This is a genomic window from Streptomyces sp. NPDC004134, assembly GCF_042874195.1.
GTDB lineage: Bacteria > Actinomycetota > Actinomycetes > Streptomycetales > Streptomycetaceae > Streptomyces.
Genome location: NZ_JBIAMS010000001.1, coordinates 265,662 through 284,867, shown reverse-complemented (window position 1 = coordinate 284,867; position 19,206 = coordinate 265,662). Strand labels below are relative to the sequence as shown.

Annotated in this window: 17 protein-coding genes; 9 read left to right on the top strand and 8 right to left on the bottom strand. The window is 72.6% G+C overall.

Features of this window, described 5'->3' with window-relative positions; genetic code table 11:
* Positions 1 to 13: 13 nt before the first annotated feature.
* Positions 14 to 706, bottom strand: coding sequence for an HAD family hydrolase (locus ACFYVJ_RS01260; RefSeq protein WP_388885239.1), 693 nt, complete (start codon positions 704 to 706; stop codon positions 14 to 16).
* A gap of 130 nt (positions 707 to 836) precedes the next feature.
* Here ACFYVJ_RS01260 and ACFYVJ_RS01255 point away from each other — a divergent pair, with 130 nt between their 5' ends.
* Together ACFYVJ_RS01255 and ACFYVJ_RS01250 are read left to right on the top strand one after the other, a co-directional pair.
* On the top strand, positions 837 to 1,328 hold the full coding sequence (locus ACFYVJ_RS01255) for a MarR family winged helix-turn-helix transcriptional regulator (RefSeq protein ID WP_388885237.1): 492 nt from the start codon (positions 837 to 839) through the stop codon (positions 1,326 to 1,328).
* Entirely contained in the window at positions 1,325 to 1,768 is a 444-nt protein-coding gene (locus ACFYVJ_RS01250) for a MarR family transcriptional regulator (protein ID WP_388885234.1), read from the top strand. Before ACFYVJ_RS01255 ends, ACFYVJ_RS01250 begins: the two co-directional genes overlap by 4 nt.
* A gap of 24 nt (positions 1,769 to 1,792) precedes the next feature.
* On the opposite strand, the gene ACFYVJ_RS01245 is transcribed toward ACFYVJ_RS01250, so the two are convergent.
* Positions 1,793 to 3,373: a methylmalonyl-CoA mutase gene (locus tag ACFYVJ_RS01245; RefSeq protein ID WP_388885232.1), complete on the bottom strand. Its 1,581-nt coding sequence runs from the start codon at positions 3,371 to 3,373 to the stop codon at positions 1,793 to 1,795.
* A gap of 140 nt (positions 3,374 to 3,513) precedes the next feature.
* Complete coding sequence (locus ACFYVJ_RS01240; RefSeq protein WP_388886120.1) at positions 3,514 to 4,386, bottom strand: sulfotransferase family protein; 873 nt, start codon at positions 4,384 to 4,386, stop codon at positions 3,514 to 3,516.
* A 242-nt stretch (positions 4,387 to 4,628) separates the two neighbouring features.
* Here ACFYVJ_RS01240 and ACFYVJ_RS01235 point away from each other — a divergent pair, with 242 nt between their 5' ends.
* On the top strand, positions 4,629 to 5,507 hold the full coding sequence (locus tag ACFYVJ_RS01235) for a L,D-transpeptidase family protein (protein ID WP_388885230.1): 879 nt from the start codon (positions 4,629 to 4,631) through the stop codon (positions 5,505 to 5,507).
* Positions 5,508 to 5,783: 276 nt separating this feature from the next.
* Here the strand turns inward: ACFYVJ_RS01235 and ACFYVJ_RS01230 are convergent, their stop codons facing one another.
* From ACFYVJ_RS01230 to ACFYVJ_RS01220, 3 genes are all read right to left on the bottom strand, one after another.
* Entirely contained in the window at positions 5,784 to 6,491 is a 708-nt protein-coding gene (locus tag ACFYVJ_RS01230; protein ID WP_388885227.1) for an RNA polymerase sigma factor, read from the bottom strand.
* Between the two features lie 267 nt (positions 6,492 to 6,758).
* Complete coding sequence (locus ACFYVJ_RS01225) at positions 6,759 to 7,937, bottom strand: hypothetical protein (RefSeq protein WP_388885224.1); 1,179 nt, start codon at positions 7,935 to 7,937, stop codon at positions 6,759 to 6,761.
* Positions 7,937 to 8,581, bottom strand: coding sequence for an RNA polymerase sigma factor (locus ACFYVJ_RS01220; protein WP_047017683.1), 645 nt, complete (start codon positions 8,579 to 8,581; stop codon positions 7,937 to 7,939). Before ACFYVJ_RS01220 ends, ACFYVJ_RS01225 begins: the two co-directional genes overlap by 1 nt.
* A gap of 606 nt (positions 8,582 to 9,187) precedes the next feature.
* On the opposite strand from ACFYVJ_RS01220, the gene ACFYVJ_RS01215 reads away from it, so the two are divergent.
* The gene (locus tag ACFYVJ_RS01215) at positions 9,188 to 11,851 is read left to right on the top strand and encodes an N-acetylmuramoyl-L-alanine amidase (protein WP_388885221.1); all 2,664 of its coding nucleotides are present in this window, start codon (positions 9,188 to 9,190) and stop codon (positions 11,849 to 11,851) included.
* A gap of 76 nt (positions 11,852 to 11,927) precedes the next feature.
* On the opposite strand, the gene ACFYVJ_RS01210 is transcribed toward ACFYVJ_RS01215, so the two are convergent.
* Positions 11,928 to 13,694 carry a glycoside hydrolase family 20 protein gene (locus tag ACFYVJ_RS01210; protein WP_388885219.1) on the bottom strand — a complete coding sequence of 589 codons (1,767 nt, stop codon included), beginning with the start codon at positions 13,692 to 13,694 and terminating at the stop codon, positions 11,928 to 11,930.
* 210 nt (positions 13,695 to 13,904) lie between these two features.
* Here ACFYVJ_RS01210 and ACFYVJ_RS01205 point away from each other — a divergent pair, with 210 nt between their 5' ends.
* The 5 genes from ACFYVJ_RS01205 to ACFYVJ_RS01185 all read left to right on the top strand — a co-directional run bounded on the left by ACFYVJ_RS01205 (position 13,905) and on the right by ACFYVJ_RS01185 (position 18,113).
* The gene (locus ACFYVJ_RS01205; RefSeq protein ID WP_388886118.1) at positions 13,905 to 14,432 is read left to right on the top strand and encodes a 2-oxo-4-hydroxy-4-carboxy-5-ureidoimidazoline decarboxylase; all 528 of its coding nucleotides are present in this window, start codon (positions 13,905 to 13,907) and stop codon (positions 14,430 to 14,432) included.
* Between the two features lie 281 nt (positions 14,433 to 14,713).
* Positions 14,714 to 15,094: a succinate dehydrogenase, cytochrome b556 subunit gene (sdhC, locus tag ACFYVJ_RS01200; RefSeq protein ID WP_388885217.1), complete on the top strand. Its 381-nt coding sequence runs from the start codon at positions 14,714 to 14,716 to the stop codon at positions 15,092 to 15,094.
* A complete protein-coding gene (locus tag ACFYVJ_RS01195) occupies positions 15,094 to 15,579 on the top strand; it encodes a succinate dehydrogenase hydrophobic membrane anchor subunit (RefSeq protein WP_388885215.1) in 486 nt (161 codons plus the stop codon). Before sdhC ends, ACFYVJ_RS01195 begins: the two co-directional genes overlap by 1 nt.
* Before the next feature lie 21 nt (positions 15,580 to 15,600).
* Entirely contained in the window at positions 15,601 to 17,355 is a 1,755-nt protein-coding gene (sdhA, locus tag ACFYVJ_RS01190) for a succinate dehydrogenase flavoprotein subunit (RefSeq protein WP_388885213.1), read from the top strand.
* Complete coding sequence (locus ACFYVJ_RS01185; RefSeq protein ID WP_388885211.1) at positions 17,355 to 18,113, top strand: succinate dehydrogenase iron-sulfur subunit; 759 nt, start codon at positions 17,355 to 17,357, stop codon at positions 18,111 to 18,113. The genes sdhA and ACFYVJ_RS01185 overlap by 1 nt, the downstream gene beginning before the upstream one ends.
* A gap of 54 nt (positions 18,114 to 18,167) precedes the next feature.
* Here ACFYVJ_RS01185 and ACFYVJ_RS01180 read toward each other — a convergent pair whose 3' ends face one another.
* Positions 18,168 to 19,181: a hypothetical protein gene (locus ACFYVJ_RS01180; protein WP_388885209.1), complete on the bottom strand. Its 1,014-nt coding sequence runs from the start codon at positions 19,179 to 19,181 to the stop codon at positions 18,168 to 18,170.
* Positions 19,182 to 19,206: the final 25 nt, after the last annotated feature.

Below are 19,206 nucleotides of genomic sequence, written 5' to 3'. Positions count from 1 at the left end.
GGACCCCCAGGGGTCAGAAGAGATCGAGCAGTTGTGTCAGGGAGCCGGCCGAGGGTACGACCGAGAGCACGGCCGAGGCGGTGCCGTCCCGGCACAGCGCACGTCCCGCGTACCCGAGCCGGATCGCCGCGGCGACCAACTCCGGGTCGTCGTCCACGAACAGGCACACCCCGGGCGGGAGGCCCAGCGCGGTGCTGGCGTGGCGGTACATGTGCGGGTCGGGCTTGTTGCAGCCCAGGACGGCGGAGATGGCGTACGCCTCGAAGAACCGGCCGATCCCGAGTCCGGCGTGCAGCTCCGGCAGGTTGGGCCAGGCATCCGACACCACGGCCATCCGCACACCCCGCCGGCTCAGCTCGACCAGGGTCCCCTCGACGTCCGGGTACGTCTCCAGGAACGCTGACGGGTGTACGTCGCGGCGGAGGTCGGCGAGGAGCTGCGCGGTCGGGTCGACGCCGAGGTGGCGGAGCATCGCCCGGTGGTAGTCGTCGGGGCCGGGCGTCGAGGACGAGGCGGCGAGGAAGCGGTCGCCCGCGGCGATCGCCGCGGCGAACTGCTGCTCCGTCAGCGACGGGGCACGGGCGAGGACGGTCTGCTCGAAGTCGGCGCGGGGATTCCACCGCCCGCCGATCGGCCGCATCAGGACACCGCCCGAGTCGAAGAGCACGGCCCGGAGAGCCGGAGGAGAGCCGGAGGGAGACGCCACCCGCCCAGTCTCCGGAACCCGCCTCCAGAACACCACCACCCGGAACGACCGCCAACACCCGCCATCCCGGCAACCGAACCGGTCACCAAAATAGTAGCCATGGATATGGTAGCCATGTACTCTATCCGTCATGACTGAAGGTCCACCCGGTCCCACGCCCGGATTCCTGGTCTGGCGGCTCGCCAACAAGTGGCGCGTCGCCGTCGACCGCGCGCTGGCGCCGCTGGATCTCACCCACGCGAAGTACGCGCTCGTCGGCTCCCTCTACGGCATGCAGCACGCCGGCGAGCGGCCCAGCCAGCGGCAGCTCGCCGACCACACCGGCATGGAGGCGCTGTACGTCTCCAAGCTGGCGCGCGCCCTCGAAGCCGACGGGGTGATCGAGCGCACCCGGGATCCCCGCGATCCGCGTGCCATGCGGCTCGCCCTCACCGAGTCCGGTCTCACCGTGACGCGGGAGGCCGTCGCGGTGGTCCGGGAGCTGGTCCATCAGTTGCTGGATCCGCTCGGCGGCCTCGACACCCCGCGGACCCGTGCGTTCACCGACGAGCTGCTGGCCCTGCTCGACGCTCCACTCGCCCCTCTCCCGAACGACCCGACGACCCAGGGGACATCACCGTGACCACCACCGCACCCGCCGCCGACGCCCGTGCCCTCGCCCTGGCCCACTACGCCGCCCGCGGGGTCCTGGAGCACGTGCTCGCCCGCCACGGCGTCACGTTCCAGCAGCAGATCGCCCTCCGCGCCGCCGTCACCGCCGGCGCCCCGCAGAGCGCGGACGAACTCGTCGCCCAGGTGCAGGGCTCCCTCAAGGCCGACCCGGCCGGCATCCGCGCCACGCTCGGCGAGTTGGCGGCCAGGGAACTGCTCGTCGCCGATGGCGCCCACTTCCGGCCCACCGACGCCGGGCGCGAGCTGCTCGCCGCCGTCGGTGCGGAGACCGCTCCCTTCTCCGCGCGCATCTGGGGCGGCATCGCCGCCGAGGACCTTGCCGCCGCCGGCCGCGTCCTCGCCCTCGTCAAGGAGCGCGCCGACGCCGAGCTTGCGGAACTGGCCGGCTGACGGCACTGATCAGCTCACCGCCCCCTAGAACGCGTCCACCGGCTCGTACGTCCCCCACACCTCCCGCAGCGCGTCGCACACCTCTCCCACCGTCGCCCGCGCCGCCAGCGCCGTCTTCATCGGATACAGCACGTTCCCCGTCCCCTCCGCCGCCGTCCGCAGCTCCGCCAGCGCCGCCGCCACCGCGCTCCCGTTGCGGGCGGCTCGCAGCCGGGCCAGCCGCTCCACCTGCCGGGTCTCGATCGCCGGGTCGACGCGCAGCGGCTCGTACGGCTCCTCCGCCGCCAACTGGTAGCGGTTGACGCCCACCACGACCCGTTCGCCCGCCTCCGTCTCCTGCGCGATCCGGTACGCGCTCCGCTCGATCTCGCCCTTCTGGAAGCCGTTCTCGATCGCGCTGACCGCGCCGCCCTGGTCCTCCACCCGCTGCATCAGGTCCACCGCCGCCGCCTCCAGGTCGTCGGTCATCGTCTCCACCACGTACGACCCGGCGAAGGGGTCGACCGTCGCGGTCACGTCGGTCTCGTACGCCAGCACCTGCTGGGTGCGCAGCGCGAGCCGCGCCGCCTTGTCGGTGGGGAGCGCGATGGCCTCGTCGAACGAGTTGGTGTGCAGCGACTGCGTGCCGCCGAGGACCGCCGCCAGGGCCTGGACCGTGACGCGGGCCAGGTTCACCTCGGGCTGCTGGGCGGTGAGCTGGACGCCCGCGGTCTGGGTGTGGAAGCGCAGCATCAGCGACTTGGGGTTGCGCGCGCCGAACTCCTCGCGCATCACCCGCGCCCAGATGCGGCGCGCGGCGCGGAACTTGGCGACCTCCTCCAGGATCGTGGTGCGGGAGACGAAGAAGAACGACAGCCTGGGCGCGAAGTCGTCCACGTCCATGCCCGCCGCGACGGCGGTGCGCACGTACTCGATGCCGTCGGCGAGCGTGAACGCGACCTCCTGCGCGGGCGAGGCGCCCGCCTCCGCCATGTGGTAGCCGGAGATCGAGATGGTGTTCCACTTCGGGATCTCGGCGCGGCAGTACCGGAAGATGTCGGCGATCAGCCGCAGCGACGGCTTCGGCGGGAAGATGTACGTGCCCCGCGCGATGTACTCCTTCAGCACGTCGTTCTGGATCGTGCCGGTGAGCTGCGCCGCGGCGACGCCCTGTTCCTCGGCGACGAGCTGGTAGAGCAGGAGGAGCAGCGCGGCCGGTGCGTTGATCGTCATCGAGGTGGACACCCGGTCCAGCGGGATGCCGTCGAAGAGCACCCGCATGTCGTCCAGCGAGTCGATCGCGACGCCGACCTTGCCCACCTCGCCGTGCGCGAGCGCGGCGTCGGAGTCGTGCCCCATCTGCGTCGGCAGGTCGAAGGCGACGGACAGGCCCGTCGTGCCGTGGGTGATCAGGTCGCGATAGCGGGCGTTGGACTCGGCGGCCGTGCCGAAGCCCGCGTACTGGCGCATCGTCCAGGGCCGGCCGGTGTACATCGTGGGATAGACGCCGCGCGTGTACGGATACGCCCCCGGCTCCCCGAGCCGGACGTCGGGGTGCCAGCCGGCCAGGGCCCCGGGCCCGTACACCGGCTCGATGGGCAGCCCGGACTCCGAGTGGCGCGCCATGTGATCCCAGCCTTTCCCAGCCTTCCGTGCCCTGTACGGACCGTAGTCACGAGCGTACGCTCCGCCGCTGACAACGGGCCGGGACCTCGCGCCGGGACCTCGCACCGCCTACTCCGCGCACCGCCTGCTCCGCGCGGCGCCTACCCCGCGCGCCGGTACCCCCACAGCTCCGCCAGCTCCGCGAGCCGCCCGCTCAGCCCGGCGTCGTGGTCCCCGGCGCGCGCGGGCTGGATGCGGCCCGACTTGATGTTGCTGCTCCAGTCGCCCATGTGCGGCCGGAAGGTGCCGTGGTCGTGCGCGCCGTAGTCGAGCATCCCCGGGGCCCACTCGACGCCGAGGAAGTCGCAGATGCCGCGGGTGGTCGCGGCCGGCTCCGCGGTCAGCTCCTCGTAGCGCAGTACGTGCCCCGCCGCGCCCAGTTCCGTACGGGCGGCCTCCAGGGCCTCGGCGTATTCGAGGACCTCGGTGTGGATGGCGTCGAGGTCCGGCTCCTTGCGGCGGTTGACGAGGGAGGAGACGACGGCCCCGGGATGGCGCAGCAGGACGAGGAAGCGGGCGTCCGGCCAGCAGTCGCCGAGGCGGTCGCGGATGAGCGCGTTGGCGGGGGTCTTGTCGACGATGACCCGCTTGCCGCTGCGCTCCAGCTCCATGTGCAGCACCCGGTCCCACAGCAGGTGTTCCAGCTCGCGGCGGTCCAGCTCCAGACCCTCCATGGCCCTGGCGCTGTACGGGCGGGTGAGGTCCACGCGCAGCGTGCGCAGGTGCATCTCGTGCGGGGCGCGGATCTCGGGGTGGCTGTTGAGGAGTACGCGCAGCAGGGTGGACCCGGAGCGTACGGACGACAGCACGAAGACCGGGGACTCGACGAGGCGCGGGGCGCGGGGGGCCGTGTACTCCGGCGAGGCGGTGCTGCGCGCGGGCGCGGTGGTGGACCAGGGGGCGCGCCGGGGTGGGCCGAGCGCCTGCGCCATCAGCTTGCCGCGTCGCTTGAGCCCCTTGCCGACGGCGTTCATGCGCACACCCAACTCTCCTAGCGGCGGTCACGGTCGGTCCGGCGGCGCCCGCCGGGCCGACGGGCCATTCCAGGGGATCGTGGCAAACGCAAGGTGTCCGGCAGGCAACGGCGCGCTACGGGGTTCCGGACCGCCCGTGGCAGGGGAGAGAATTGTTCGACGTCTTGCAGGAGGGAACCGGGGGGGTGGGCGAATTGCGTCCAGCACGTGTGAGCGTTTACAGGAAACTTCATTCGATCCGCGTGGCCGTCGCGCTCGCGGCCGCCGGTGCGGCGCTCGCGGCGGGGTGTTCCGCCTCGGCGGACGCGGCCGGGGGCGGGGGCCGTTCGCCGTCGCCGTCGACGTCGAGCGCTACGCCCACGCCGTCAGAGAAGCCGGCGGAGCCCTCGGCGACGCCGTCCGAGAAGAAGCCCGCGAAGCCGTCCGAGAAGCCCGGGCCACCGGCGTCCGCGACCCCGACGCCGACCCCCGAGCCGACGCCCGAGGGCCCCGAGGTGCTGATGGCCGTGGGCGACGAGACCGAGCAGGTGCGGGAGCTCCAGGCGCGGCTGCGCGCGGAGGGCGTCTTCCACCAGAGCCCCACCGCGTACTACGGGCCGATCACCGCCGACGCCGTCTCGGCGTTCCAGAAGGACCGCGGCCTGCCGCGCACCGGGGAGACCGACGTCGTCACCTGGGAGCGGCTGCTGGCCCGTACGGACGAGCCCACGCGCGACGAGCTGTACCCGCCGACCTCGCAGGCCATGGAGAAGCCCGACCCGCGCTGCGACGAGGGGCGGGTGCTGTGCGTGAGCAAGCGCAGCGACACCCTGCGTTGGATGAAGGACGGCGAGGTGCTGGCGGCGATGGACGTGCGCTTCGGGTCGCAGTACACGCCGACCCGCGAGGGCGTGTTCGAGGTCTTTCTCAAGAGCCGGCACCACGTCTCGACGCTCTACGACACCCCCATGCCGTATGCGATGTTCTTCAGCGGCGGCCAGGCCGTCCACTACTCCGCGGACTTCGCCGCCAACGGCTACGCCGGCGCCTCGCACGGCTGCGTGAACGTGCGCGACGAGGCGAAGATCGCGAAGCTCTTCGGGGACGTCCGGGTCGGCGACAAGGTGGTCGTCTACGGCTGAGCGCGCGCGGCGGTACGGCACCCGCGGTGCCGTACGCGCCGTACGCAGGGGCTGAGCTGTGGCTGTGACACTTTCTCCGCCGGCGACGCTGTAAGTGATGTGCCGACTGGTCATCGGCCCAGCGCTCGGCCGGGGTTCCCCCCGTACCTGCGGCTCAGCGCATATGGCGCGGGCGGGTTGCGTTCCCCCAGCACCGCCCGCGCCACTCCCTCCTCCTGAAGGCGCCTACGGATTCCGTACGCCAAAACGCGTACGGCAACGGGCGTACGGCGCCCCTCAGGCGCCCAGGCCCAGCTTCAACCGCTCCTCCGAGCCCTCTTCCCGCTCCGCCGCCCGCGGGCCGCTCCCGTCCGCCGCGAAGGCCGCGCGCTCCAGGCTGCGTTCCCGCCGGGCCGCGGACGTCACCAGCTCGGCGAGCTGCCGCAGCCCCCGGTGGGCGGCGGTACGCACCGCGCCAGGCCGCTTGCCCAGCACCTCGCCGGCGTCGGTGGCGCGCATCCCGGCCACCGTGCGCAGCAGCACCGCCTCCGCCTGGTCGCGGGGCAGCGTGGAGATGAGCCTGAGGACCTGCCGGGTGCCCAGCGACTCCAGCGCGTGCTCCTCGGCCGCGCGCTCCGCGGGCAGGTCGTGGACGTCCTCGTCGAGCAGCACGCCCTGCGGGCGGCGGCGTTCGCGGCGCAGCAGATCGAGCGCCCGGCGCCGGGCGACGGTGATCGTCCAGCCGCGGAACGACGGGCCGTCGCCGCGGAACTTGCCGAGGTCGCGCGCGATCACCAGCCAGGCGTCCGCGGCCACGTCCTCGGCGTCGTCGCCCACCACGCCGCGCAGATACGCGAGCAGCACCGGCTGCAGCCGCCGGTAGAGCGCGGTGAACGCCGTCTCGTCGCCGTTCTGTGCCCGGTGGACCAGTGGCTGAAGGTCCTCGTCCGCAACCTTGCGTCCCGGCGCCGCCCGTGCGGCAGCCGGTCTGTCGTAATCCCCCACCTTGTGAGCCTCGTGAGATCGGCCTGCGGCACTGTGCACCGTGCCCGCGCCCCCGCGCGCTCTCCGTCAGGCCGCTGCCCCAGCCACTCCCGGAATCGAACAGATCACTGCAACAATGCCAGACATCATGGACGTTTGACGTGAGCACCCCCACATTTATCCCGTACGGGCAGGTGACCGCCACAAATATTCTCGGCCCGCTCCGGATGAAACGGGATAAACGGGCGCCGTGGCGGGCGACTTGCCGGAGGGCGGGGTGCCGCGGCGTCAGCCGGCGGCGGACTCCTCGGGCTCCGCGGCGGTCGCGGTGGCCGAGGGCTCGGGGGCCGGGGACTCCGAGACGTTGACGCCGGGATTCGGTGACGGGCCTTCCTGCGGCGGTCCTTCGCTGCCGCCGTTCTCGCTGCCGCCGTCGGTGTCACCGCCGCCGGTCTCGCCGCCGGAGCCGCTCGAGCCGCTCGAACCGCCCGTGCTCCCGCCCGGGTCCGTGCCCGGGTCGGTCGGCGACGGGCTCGGGCTCGTCGGCTCCTCCGAGTCGCCGCCCGTGCTGCCCCCGGAGGAGCCGCCCGTGCCGCCGCCGGTCGCGCCGCCGGGGGTGCCCACGCTCGTGCCCAGCCGGTTCGAGCAGTACGACGACATCGCCTCCGGCGAGCCGGCCGCCTGCTCCAGGACGCGCAGCCGCCCCTGGCCCGGCATCGGGCCGGTGCCGGCCTGCGCGGCGAGGTAGTCGCGGCACAGCTCGTCGAGGACGGCGTCGGCGTTCGCCATGTTCGGCGGCTTGCTGCCGCGTACGTCGCCGATGACGCCCCGGCCCGGCAGGTCCGTGTCCGCGCCGCGGCCCTGGTCCTTGGGGTCCTTGCCGTCCTTGCCCGAGTCCTTGTCCTTGCCGTGCTTGCCCGACCCCTTGCCGTCCTCGGGCGCGGAGCCGTTCTCCTTCTCGCCGCCGGGGGTCGCCGCCGACGACGTGGCGCCCACGCTCGGCGACCGGTTGCCCCCGGTGTCCTGGATGAACGACGGCGCCGGCAGCACACCCGCGCTGGAGGCCACGGCGACCCCGCCCAGCGCACACGCCGCCACCGCGCCCACGACGCTCAGCCGCAGCGACCGCAGCCGCTCCACGACGCCGGAACGACGCCGTCCGCGGCGCCCGTCGAACGGCGACTCGGCGGCGAACTCCGCGGCCGACGCCGGGCTCGGGCTCTCCTGCGCCGCCCGGAACGCCGCCAGCGCGGCCTGTTCGCCCGGCACCCGGCCGTTCGCGTCCGGACGGCCCGACTCCGCCACCCGCGCCAGCACGGCGGCCAGCCGCTCGGCGGCGGCCCGGTCCTCCGGCGACCAGCGCTTACGCCCTCGCCGGCCGTTGCCGTCCGCGAAGTCGAGCGGCTCCCCGCGAAGCATGCGCTCCGCGACGTCCTCGTCGAGCCAGCCGTACCGGTCGTCCTCCATCACATTTCCTTAAGCGTCCGCGCGGCTGATTGCGTCACACCGCCAGGCTGCTGCCCTTCCCCGGGCGGAACGTCCCCCTCTTCCTGCGGCCGCTCGATCAGCGCGGTCAACTGCTTGAGGCCGCGGTGCGCCGCCGTACGCACCGCACCCGGGCTCTTGCCCAGGACTTCGGCGGTGCGCTTGGCGTCCAGTCCCATGATCACGCGCAGCACCACGACTTCGGCGTAGTCGCGGGGCAGCCGTGCGATGAAGGCCATCGTGCGGCCCGTACCCAGCGCCTCGATCGCCTCCTCCGCGGTGTCCGAGTCCGCGGGCCGGTCGGCGAGCTGGGTCTCGTCGCCGCCGGAGACGGGCCTGCGCGAGCGCATCCGCACGTGGTCGAGCGCGCGGTTGCGGGCTATGCGGGCGGCCCAGCCGCGGAAGCGGTCGGCGTCACCGCTGAACGAGCCGAGGTCGCGGGCGATCTGCAGCCACGCCTCCGAGGTCACGTCCTCCGCGTCGCCGTCGCCGACGAGGCTGCGCACGTATCCGAGCAGGCGTGGGTGCACCGTCCGGAACACGATGCGGAACGCTGCCTCGTCACCACGCTGGGCAGCGTGCACCGCGCCGGACAGCGCGGCGTCTTCCGCGTATTCCCCCTGCACGGTGGTCAGTCGGTCCGTGGCGCCGGGAGACGCTGTACACGCGGACACATCTGCGGAGCACCCCCGGATCTGGGCGGACCGTCGAGCGATAGTCGAACGAATGTCTGTGCGCCTAGTCGACGCGAACTGCACGCTACGGCGGTGGCGGTCCCTTCGCAACACACCGGGGCCCTCCCCGCCCGACCGCATGCGGAACGGACGGCTCCGGGCGGCGCCCCCACGGCGCCCCCGCGGCCCGCCGCAGAGGGGCCGGACGGCCCGCGGAGAGAGGCCCGACAGCCCGTGGGAGAGGGGCGGGACGGGGCCCGGAGGGCGGCCGTGCGGAGGCTTTGCGGCACCCGCCGACGGGGGGCTGTGACATTTCCGGGCCCTCTGGCGCTGAGTAATACAGCGGGCCCGAACGGGCACCGCGCCCGAGGCCGACGGCCGGAGCAGCTCCTGTGGGGGGTAGCGGCTCCGGCCGTCTTCTTTGTGCCGGTCAGGGCTGCTGTGACACGTTTTCGGACCCGGCGGCGCTGTACGTGTGTCAAGCGTGAGCGAACGTCACACGTGAGCGAACCGAAGGGGCGGAATGTGAGTCCGCGTAGATCCCATGCGTACCGGCCGTTGAGCCTGCGCAGACGCGCCTGGCTGACGCTGGGCGCGGTCGTGCTCGGCGGTGCCGGCGTGATCACCGTCGCCGTGGCAGACCCCGGCTCCGGCTCCGACGACCCGGCGGCGGCCGGGCTGGAGCCGCGCAAGCCGGCGGTGCACGGCGTCGACCTGACCGGGGACGGCGCCCGGCAGGAGGTGGACCGTACCGAGACCGAGCAGTTCTCGATGGTCGGCATCTCCTGGAGCAACGAGCGCCGCGACCTCGGCGGTGCCGCCGAGGTGCGCACCCGCTCGGCCGAGACCGGTGCCTGGAGCGACTGGCGCGCCCTCGACACGGACGGCGGCCCGTCCACCGACGACCTGACCCCGGACATGCGCGGCAGCACCGAGCCGCTGTGGGTCGGCCCGTCGGACGGCGTCGAGGCGCGGGTCGTACGCGCGGACGGTACGAGCACGCCGCTGCCCGCCGGCATGGAGGTCGCCCTCGTCGACCCCGGTGTCACGCAGAAGGAGGCCGAGGAGGCGGAGGCCGCCGGCGTCGGCACGGAGGCGGGTACGGAGACGGCACCGGTCGCGCAGGCGGCCGCGCTGCCCGCGGCGGAGTCCGGCGCGGGTTCGTCCTCTTCGACCTCGTACGCCACCGACATGGCCCCCGCGGCCGCCGTCACCCAGGCCGACCCGGGCCCGGCGCCCGACTCGCCCGTCACCCCGCCGCCCGTGATCCGCCGGGCCGCCTGGGGCGCCGACGAGTCGCTGGTCGACGACCCGCCGACGTACAACCCCGACGGCATCAAGACCGCGCTGGTGCACCACACCGCCCAGGCGGTGAACTACTCGTGCGCCGAGTCCGCGGCCATCGTCCGCGGCATCTTCCTCTTCCACGTGAACGACAACGGCTGGAACGACGTCGGCTACAACTTCCTCGTCGACAAGTGCGGCCGCGTCTTCGAGGGCCGCGCCGGCGGTATCGACCAGCCGGTGCTTGGCGCGCACACCAGCAACTTCAACAGCCACTCCACCGGCATCTCCATCCTCGGCGACTACCACACCTTCAGCCACCCCTCCCGGGCGTCGCTGGAAGCCGTCTCGCGCATCGCGGCCTGGAAGCTCGGCCAGTACGGCGTGAGCCCCACCGGCAGCACGTCGCTGACGCCGATGAAGCTCGACGCGAACGACGAGTTCGTCCCCGCCGGTCCCCCGAAGACCATGAAGAACATCTCCGGTCACAAGGACGCCCAGTTCCGCCCGGACGGCGCGCCCGCGGACGTCAACGCGACCGCCTGCCCCGGTGACCGGCTGTACGCCAAGCTGGGCCAGATCCGCGCCATGGCCGCGGCGCCCGGCGCCTCGCACGCCCTGCCCACCCGGGACTTCAACGGCGACGGCCGCGGCGACCTCGTCGCCGGTACGCCGCGGGCCAACGGCGGCGGGAAGACCGGCTCCGGCGCGGTGTTCGTCGTCCCCGGCGGCGAGAACGGCCCGGTGGCGAGCGCCAAGCGCAGCATCACCCAGAACAGCGCGGGCGTGCCCGGCACGGCCGCGGCGGGCGACGCCTGGGGCACGGACACCGAGTGGGGCGACGTCAACAACGACGGCATCGCCGACCTCCTCGTCGGCGCCCCGAACAAGGACGACTCGGCCGGCCACGCCGACGCCGGCGTGATCACCGTCCTGTACGGCCCCGGGCTGGACTCCGGCCAGAACCTCGTCCTCGGCGACGGCTTCTCGCCGGCCGGCGCCAAGTACGGATCCGCGGTCGCCGCCGGCGACTTCGACGGCGACGGCCGCGACGAGGTGCTCGGCGTCGGCGCTGAGGCGTGGGCCACGCACGACCTGAACGGCAACGGCCGCGAGGGCTCGTTCCCGTACTCGAAGGTCGAGTACCAGGACGCCGCCGTGGGCGACTTCAACCGCGACGGCTACGACGACGCGGCGATCACCTACCGCGACCCGAGCGGCAAGGCGCGCCTCGACGTGCTGCGCGGCTCGGCGGCCGGCCTGGACGTCACCGCGAACCTCGGGGTGCCGGGCGGCCGTTCCGTGGCCACCGGGGACATCACCGGCGACGGCTACGCCGACCTCGTCGTCGGCCAGCCCTTCGCGAGCGAGTCGGGGGCCAACACCGGCGGCCAGATCACGCTGCTGAAGGGCTCCGCGAGCGGGCTGACGGCGACCGGCAAGCAGATCGTCCACCAGGACACGGGCTCGGTGCCCGGCGCGTCCGAGGCCGGCGACGCGATGGGCTTCTCGGTCTCGGTCGGCGACGTGGACGCCAACGGCTACGCCGACGTGCTCACCGGCGTCTACCGCGAGGACATGACCCGCGACGGCGCCAACCGCGCCGACGCCGGTACGTCCCTGCTGCTGCGCGGCGGCTCCACCGGCCTGTCGACGGCGTCCGGTTCGCCGAAGGCGTACCACCAGGACACCGCCGGGATCAGCGGGGTCAGCGAGAAGGGCGACCGGCTCGGCTCCTCGGTGCTGCTGGCCGACCTGTCCGGATACGGGCGGGCGGACCTCGTCATCGGCGTGATCGGCGAGGACGCCTACGACGGCACCCTGCTGCAGCTCGACAGCGGCAGCCAGGGCGTGTCGGCGTCGGGGGCCGTGTACTACGGCAAGTCCGCGCTCGGCACGCCGACGGGCGGCCGGCTGGGCGTGGAGCTGGCGCCGTGACGCGCTGACTCCCGGCACCACCGCCGACGAGGGGCCGCTCCCGCCGGGAGCGGCCCCTTCGGCGTGCGTACGCCGCTCAGCCCCCGCCCCGTACCGTCCCCGCCAGGGCCGCGAACTCCCCCCACCCCGGCCGGGGCTTGCGCGGGTCCCACACCTTCTGCGCCAGCGCCGCCAGCGGCAGCCTGACGCCCTTGGCGACCTGTTCCGGCGTCTGGGCCTCCGCCCGGTCCCCCCAGACCGCGAAGCGGGCGCCCAGCACCTTCCCCGGGCCCGCCAGCCGCGCCGGCACCGGGCGGGTGCCGCGCAGCACCGCGGGCGTCCACTCCTCGTAGATCCGCTTGCCCGTCGGGTACGTGAAGTCGTTGGGCTCGCCGAGGACGTAGTACAGGTACTCGTCGTTGAGGTTGACCAGCCGCCAGCCGTCCTCGAGGAACGTCTGCGGGTCGCGCGCGAACGCCTCCTTGCCCGTCCAGTACTCGACCTCCCGGTCCCGGTCCGGGCGGACCTTCACGCCCGGGATGAAGCCGTCGTTCCACGCCTTGACCTTCTTGCCGTGCTTTCTGACCGTGTCCGCCCGCTCGTTGAGCCAGGCGGCGTTGAGGTCGGCGACGACCGCGCCGGCGCCGAACCGCTCGCGGGCGGCGGCGGCCAGGTGCGGGTAGCGGGCCTCGGGGTCGCTCGCCATCAGCGCGACGTACTCGTCGCCGCCGATGTGCACGTACGGGCCGGGGAAGAGCTCCGCGTACTCCGTCAGCAGGTCGTCCACGATGCGCGCGGCGCGCGGCTCGGAGATGTCGATCGCACCCTCCACCGGGCTGCCTTCCGGGGTCTTCAGTTGCAGGTCCGGGTGGGCGTCGAGGACGGCGCCGAGGTGGCCGGGGGAGTCGATCTCGGGGATGACGGTGACGTGCAGGTCGGCGGCGAGTCCGAGGATGTCCTTGACCTGTGCCTTGGTCAGGTGCGGGTCGGAGACCACCTCGGGGTGGCTGTCGCTCTCGATCCGGAACGCCTGGTCGTCGGAGAGGTGCAGGTGGAGCTGGTTGAGCTTGAGGTCGGCCATCTCCCGCAGGCGGTCGGACAGCCAGGCGGCGCTGAAGTGCTTGCGGGCGATGTCGACCATGAACCCGCGCTGCCGGCGGTCGGGGCGGTCGTCGATGCGGCCCGGCGGTACGCCGCCGCCGGAGCGGGCGGCCTGGAGCAGGGTGCGGGTGCCGTAGAAGACGCCGGTGTCGGTGGCGGCGGTGACGGTGGCGCGGCCGTCGGCGACGTCGATGCGGTACGCCTCGGGGCCGCCGGCGCGACCGGGGTCGAGCCGCAGGCGGATGTCGCCGCCGCGCTGCCCGAGGTCCGCCGACCGGTCGCCGCCGGGGTCCTTCGCGTAGAGCATGCCGAGTTCGGCGGCGAGGCGCATGGACTCGTCGGTGAGCCCGTCGTCCTCGGCGATGACGACGGCGCGGTCGGCGGGCCGCCAGCCGGTGCCGCCGGCGCGCTCGTAGGAGCGGACGGCGGGGACGGTGCGGGGGTCGGGCAGGGGCTTGCCGCGGTCGCCGCGGGGCGGGGCGGGGAAGTCCTCGCCGCCGGGCGTGGGCGTCGCCGGGGCCTGGCCCTGCGCGGTGCGGTGGGCAGCGGCGCCGACGCCGCGGTCGGGGGTGCCGTCGCCGTCACCGGCGTCGAGTACGGGGCGGAGGGCGAGGAGTACGGCGGCGGTGGCCAGGACGGTGGCCAGGGCCCAGTACAGCGCGCGGCGGGGGCCCCGGAGGGCGCGGAGCGGGCCGCCGGCGCGGCGGGCGTGCCGGCCGGCGGGGGACCGGCGCGGGGGACGGGGAAGCGGGGGGAATCGCATGGGTGGGGACCTTCCGGAGGGCCACGGCAGAGCGTGGGGACGCGAAGCAGCACTCCTGGTGATTCAGTGCGACAAACCTCCTCTTCCGGGTGAACCGACGGCCGGTACCACCGGAACGTTCGGTTCCGGCCGCTAGCGTGGCGCATCGCTGTTCGACCGTAACCGCCCCCGGTACGCCCCCACGCACCCGGCACGCCCCAGGGAGCCACCCTGCCCACACCAGCCCCCCGTGCGACGCGCGCCCCCGGTCCCGCCGCCGACCCCGCGCGGCTGGCGGCCTTCAACGCGGCACCCGCCGCCGACGCCGAGGATGCGCTCCTCGGCTGCCTCCAGGACCGGCACTGGGCCCGCCGCCTCACCGCCCACCGCCCGTACCCCGACCTCGGCGCCCTGCTCGCCGCCGCCGACGAGGCCAGCTACGACCTCGCCCCCGGCGCCGTCGCGGGCGCGCTGGCCGGCGAGGCGACCGCCCCGCCCGCGGCCGCGGGCCCCGCCGAGCGCACCGCGCTGCGGGCCGCGCACGCCGCGTACGAGAGCCGCTTCGGCCACTCCTTCGTCCTGTGCCTCGACGGCTGCCCCGAGGACGAACGCCTGGACCACACCCTGGCCGCCATCCGCACCCGCCTCGGCAACGAACCCGACGAGGAGCGCCTCGTGGCCGCCGACGAACTCCGCCGCCGGGCCCGCGCCCGGCTCTCCCGGCTCGTCGCCCCGGCGGCCGGCCCGGCACCTGTCTGACGGCTGTCCGACTGCTGTCCGACGGTTGTCCGACGGCGAAAACCCGCCACGGGCACCTGCGCCAAATGGGGACGCAACCACCCGCATCCCCACGCCTGCCTGCGCCGTTAGGCCACGCGCGTGCCTGATTGATCACACCTGCACCCCCATGGCCGATGTGCCGACGCACCGTCGCTACGATGGCGAAGGCCGGAGGACCGTACCCGGCCGGGTCATGACCGACAGTGCAGTACCCGAGCCCTGACGGCCGGCCCCCGATCAGTTTCCGGAGGGTTTTTTCCGTGCCGGCTGGAACGCTCTACCGCGGCCGGGAAGGCATGTGGTCATGGGTGGCGCACCGCGTCACCGGCGTCCTCATCTTCTTCTTCCTGTTCGTCCACGTCCTCGACACCTCGCTGGTGCGGGTGTCGCCCGAGGCGTACGACGACGTGGTGGCCACGTACAAGACGCCGATCGTGTCGCTGCTGGAGTACGGGCTGGTCGCCGCCGTCCTCTTCCACGCGCTCAACGGACTGCGCGTCATCGCCGTCGACTTCTGGTCGAAGGGCGCCCGGCTGCAGAAGCCGATGCTGTGGATCGTGGTCGGGATCTGGGCGGTGCTGATGGTCGGGGCGATCTACCCGGTGCTCGGCCACACCGCGCGCGAGCTGTTCGGGAGCTGATGACCATGGCCACCTCCGACGTCGAGCTGACCGGCTCCTCCGCCGCGTACTCCGCCGACAATCCCGCCCCGCTCATCGAGGCCCCCCGCGCCCGCACCCCGCGCAGCGCCCGCACCCCCTCCTCCCGCACCCGCACCAACTTCGAGCTGTACGGCTGGGTGTTCATGCGGGTGTCGGGGGTCGTGCTCGCGGTCCTGGTCGTCGGCCACCTGCTGATCCAGTTGGTGCTCGACGGCGGCGTCAGCAAGGTCAGCTTCGCCTTCGTCGCCGGCCGCTGGGCGTCGCCCTTCTGGCAGGGCTGGGACCTGGTCATGCTCTGGCTCGCGATGCTGCACGGCGGCAACGGGCTGCGCACGGTCATCAACGACTACGCCGAGCGTGACGGCACCCGCTTCTGGCTGAAGATGCTGCTGTACGCCGCCACGGTCTTCACCATCCTCCTGGGCACGTTGGTGATCTTCACCTTCGACCCGAACATCCGCTGACGCGGCGAAGAGGTTCCCCTCATGCAGATCCACAAGTACGACACCGTGATCGTCGGCGCGGGCGGCGCCGGCATGCGCGCCGCCATCGAGGCGACGAAGCGCAGCCGGACCGCCGTGCTGACCAAGCTGTACCCGACGCGCTCCCACACCGGCGCCGCGCAGGGCGGCATGGCCGCCGCCCTCGCGAACGTCGAGGAGGACAACTGGGAGTGGCACACCTTCGACACCATCAAGGGCGGCGACTACCTGGTCGACCAGGACGCCGCCGAGATCCTGGCGAAGGAGGCCATCGACGCGGTCCTCGACCTGGAGAAGATGGGCCTGCCCTTCAACCGCACCCCGCAGGGCCGCATCGACCAGCGGCGCTTCGGCGGCCACTCGCGCAACCACGGTGAGGCGCCGGTGCGGCGCGCGTGCTACGCGGCGGACCGTACCGGCCACATGATCCTCCAGACGCTCTACCAGAACTGCGTGAAGGAGGGCGTGGAGTTCTTCAACGAGTTCTACGTCCTCGACCAGCTCATCGTCGAGACCGACGGGGTGAAGCGGTCGGCGGGCGTGGTCGCGTACGAGCTGGCGACCGGCGAGATCCACGTCTTCCAGGCCAAGGCCGTCGTCTACGCCTCGGGCGGCAACGGCAAGTTCTTCAAGGTCACCTCCAACGCCCACACCCTGACCGGCGACGGGCAGGCGTCGGTGTTCCGGCGCGGGCTGCCGCTGGAGGACATGGAGTTCTTCCAGTTCCACCCGACGGGCATCTGGCGCATGGGCATCCTGCTCACGGAGGGCGCGCGCGGCGAGGGCGGCATCCTGCGCAACAAGGACGGCGAGCGCTTCATGGAGAAGTACGCGCCCGTCATGAAGGACCTCGCCTCGCGCGACGTCGTCTCCCGCGCGATCTACACCGAGATCCGCGAGGGCCGCGGCTGCGGCCCCGAGGGCGACCACGTCTACCTGGACCTCACGCACCTGCCGCCGGAGCAACTGGACGCGAAGCTCCCGGACATCACGGAGTTCGCGCGCACGTACCTGGGGATCGAGCCGTACACCGACCCCATCCCGATCCAGCCGACCGCGCACTACGCGATGGGCGGCATCCCCACCAACGTCCGCGGCGAGGTGCTGGCCGACAACACCACGGTCGTCCCCGGGCTGTACGCGGCCGGGGAGGTCGCCTGCGTCTCCGTACACGGCGCCAACCGGCTGGGCACCAACTCGCTGCTCGACATCAACGTCTTCGGCCGCCGCGCGGGCATCGCCGCGGCGGAGTACGCGGCCACGGCGGACCACGTCGAACTGCCGGAGGACCCGGAGACGTTCGTGGTCGGCGAGGTCGAGCGGCTGCGCGACTCGGCGGGCAAGGAGCGGGTGGCGGAGCTGCGGCGCGAGCTGCAGGAGACGATGGACAAGAACGTGATGGTCTTCCGCACGGAGCAGACCATCAAGGAGGCCGTCGAGAAGCTCGCGGAGCTGCGGGCGCGCTACAAGAACGTGGGCATCCAGGACAAGGGCCGGCGGTTCAACACCGACCTGCTGGAGGCGATCGAGCTGGGCAACCTGCTCGACCTGGCCGAGGTCATGGCGATCTCCGCGCTCGCCCGCAAGGAGTCCCGCGGCGGCCACTACCGCGAGGACTACCCGAACCGCGACGACGTCAACTTCATGCGCCACACCATGGCGTACCGCGAGGTCGGCGACGACGGCGCGGAGACCGTCCGGCTCGACTACAAGCCGGTCGTGCAGACCCGCTACCAGCCCATGGAGCGTAAGTACTGATGGCGACACCCGTGTTGGACAAGGTCGAAGACGAGGCCGCGGCCTCCCCGTACATCACCGCGACGTTCCGCATCCGCAGGTTCAACCCGGAGGCGGCGGCGGAGTCGTACTGGGAGGACTTCAAGGTCGAGATCGACCCGAAGGAGCGGGTCCTCGACGCGCTGCACAAGATCAAGTGGGACATGGACGGCACCCTGACCTTCCGCCGCTCCTGCGCCCACGGCATCTGCGGCTCCGACGCGATGCGCATCAACGGCCGCAACAGGCTGGCGTGCAAGACCCTGATCAAGGACCTCGCACCCGAGAAGCCGATCACGGTGGAGCCGATAAAGGGCCTGACGGTGCAGAAGGACCTGATCGTCGACATGGAGCCCTTCTTCCAGGCGTACCGCGACGTGATGCCCTTCCTGGTCACCCACGGCAACGAACCCACCCGCGAGCGCCTCCAGTCGGCGGCGGACCGCGAGCGCTTCGACGACACCACGAAGTGCATCCTGTGCGCGGCCTGTACGAGTTCGTGCCCGGTGTTCTGGAACGACGGCCAGTACTTCGGCCCGGCGGCGATCGTGAACGCCCACCGCTTCATCTTCGACAGCCGGGACGAGGCGGGCGAGCAGCGCCTGGAGATCCTGAACGACAAGGACGGCGTGTGGCGCTGCCGCACGACGTTCAACTGCACGGACGCCTGCCCCCGCGGCATCGAGGTGACGAAGGCGATCGCGGAGGTGAAGCGCGCCCTGATCACCCGCCGCTTCTAGGGGTGAGGGAGGCCGGCGTCCGAGACGAACGGCACGGCCTCCCCGGGTGCGGTGTCAGTCCTGCGGCGGGTCGGCGAAGAGTTCGCCGACGCTGGTGGCGGTGACGGCGCGGTCGAACCAGAGGTCGAGGAGTTCCGCGTCGTCGCAGGTGCTGATACGGCGGCGGGCGTCGTCGGGCAGGGGGATGCTCCGTACCTCCAGGAGCCGGATCACCTTCGCGATCCCCGCGGCCACCTGGCCCTCTTCGCGGCCCTCAAGGAGCCCCTCCTTGCGGCCCTGCTTGAGCCCCAGCGAACGGCCTTCTTCCCGGCCCCGCTCCCGCCCTTGTGCGCGGCCTTCCACCCGGCCTTCTTCACGGCCTTCTACGCGGCCCTCTTCACGCAGGCCCTCGGCGACGAAGCCGCGGAAGGAAAACAGACCCGTCTCCATCAGGTTCCTCCAAATTCCGGCGGCCGGGGTGCCCCCCAGTCCGGTGGCTGCCAGTTCGGCACAGATCGTGCGGCTCTCGTCATCGGTCTTCTGCAGGGCTTCTGCCAGCACCTTCAGTATGGCATCGGCATCCGGGTCATTGCTGTGCGTAATGGCCGAGAAGACCGCGAACGGCACGTCCGCCGCCGCGTGTTCGTAGTCGGTGATCTTCGGGACGTTGTGCGGGCCGAGGACCAGTGGGGTGAGTGTGAGGTTCGGGTGGGACGGGTGGCCGATGCGGAAGGGGCGGGAGGCCCAGAGGGCGGTGGCGCGGTCGCGGCAGACGACGAGGAGGATCGGCTGGTGGCCGTAGCGGTTGCGGAGGTAGCTGAGGTAGTACGCCCAACTGTCGGGCTTGTCCTTGTCCGGCTTCGTCTGGGCTTCGACCAGCAGCAAGTACGGATCGCCGTCGGGGAAGTCCAGCCGGAGCAGCGTGTCGACGTGGCGTTCTACCGGCCGTACCTCCGTGACGTCGCTGTCGATCGCCGTGACCACGGCGTCGCCCGGGACCGCTAGGTCGAGCACTCTGAAGGCGCTCGTGAATAACTCCGGGATCTGCTGGAAGGCCCGGTGGTGCGTCTCGTGTGGGGAGTTGACCATGATCGGGACGTTAACGAGATAAGCA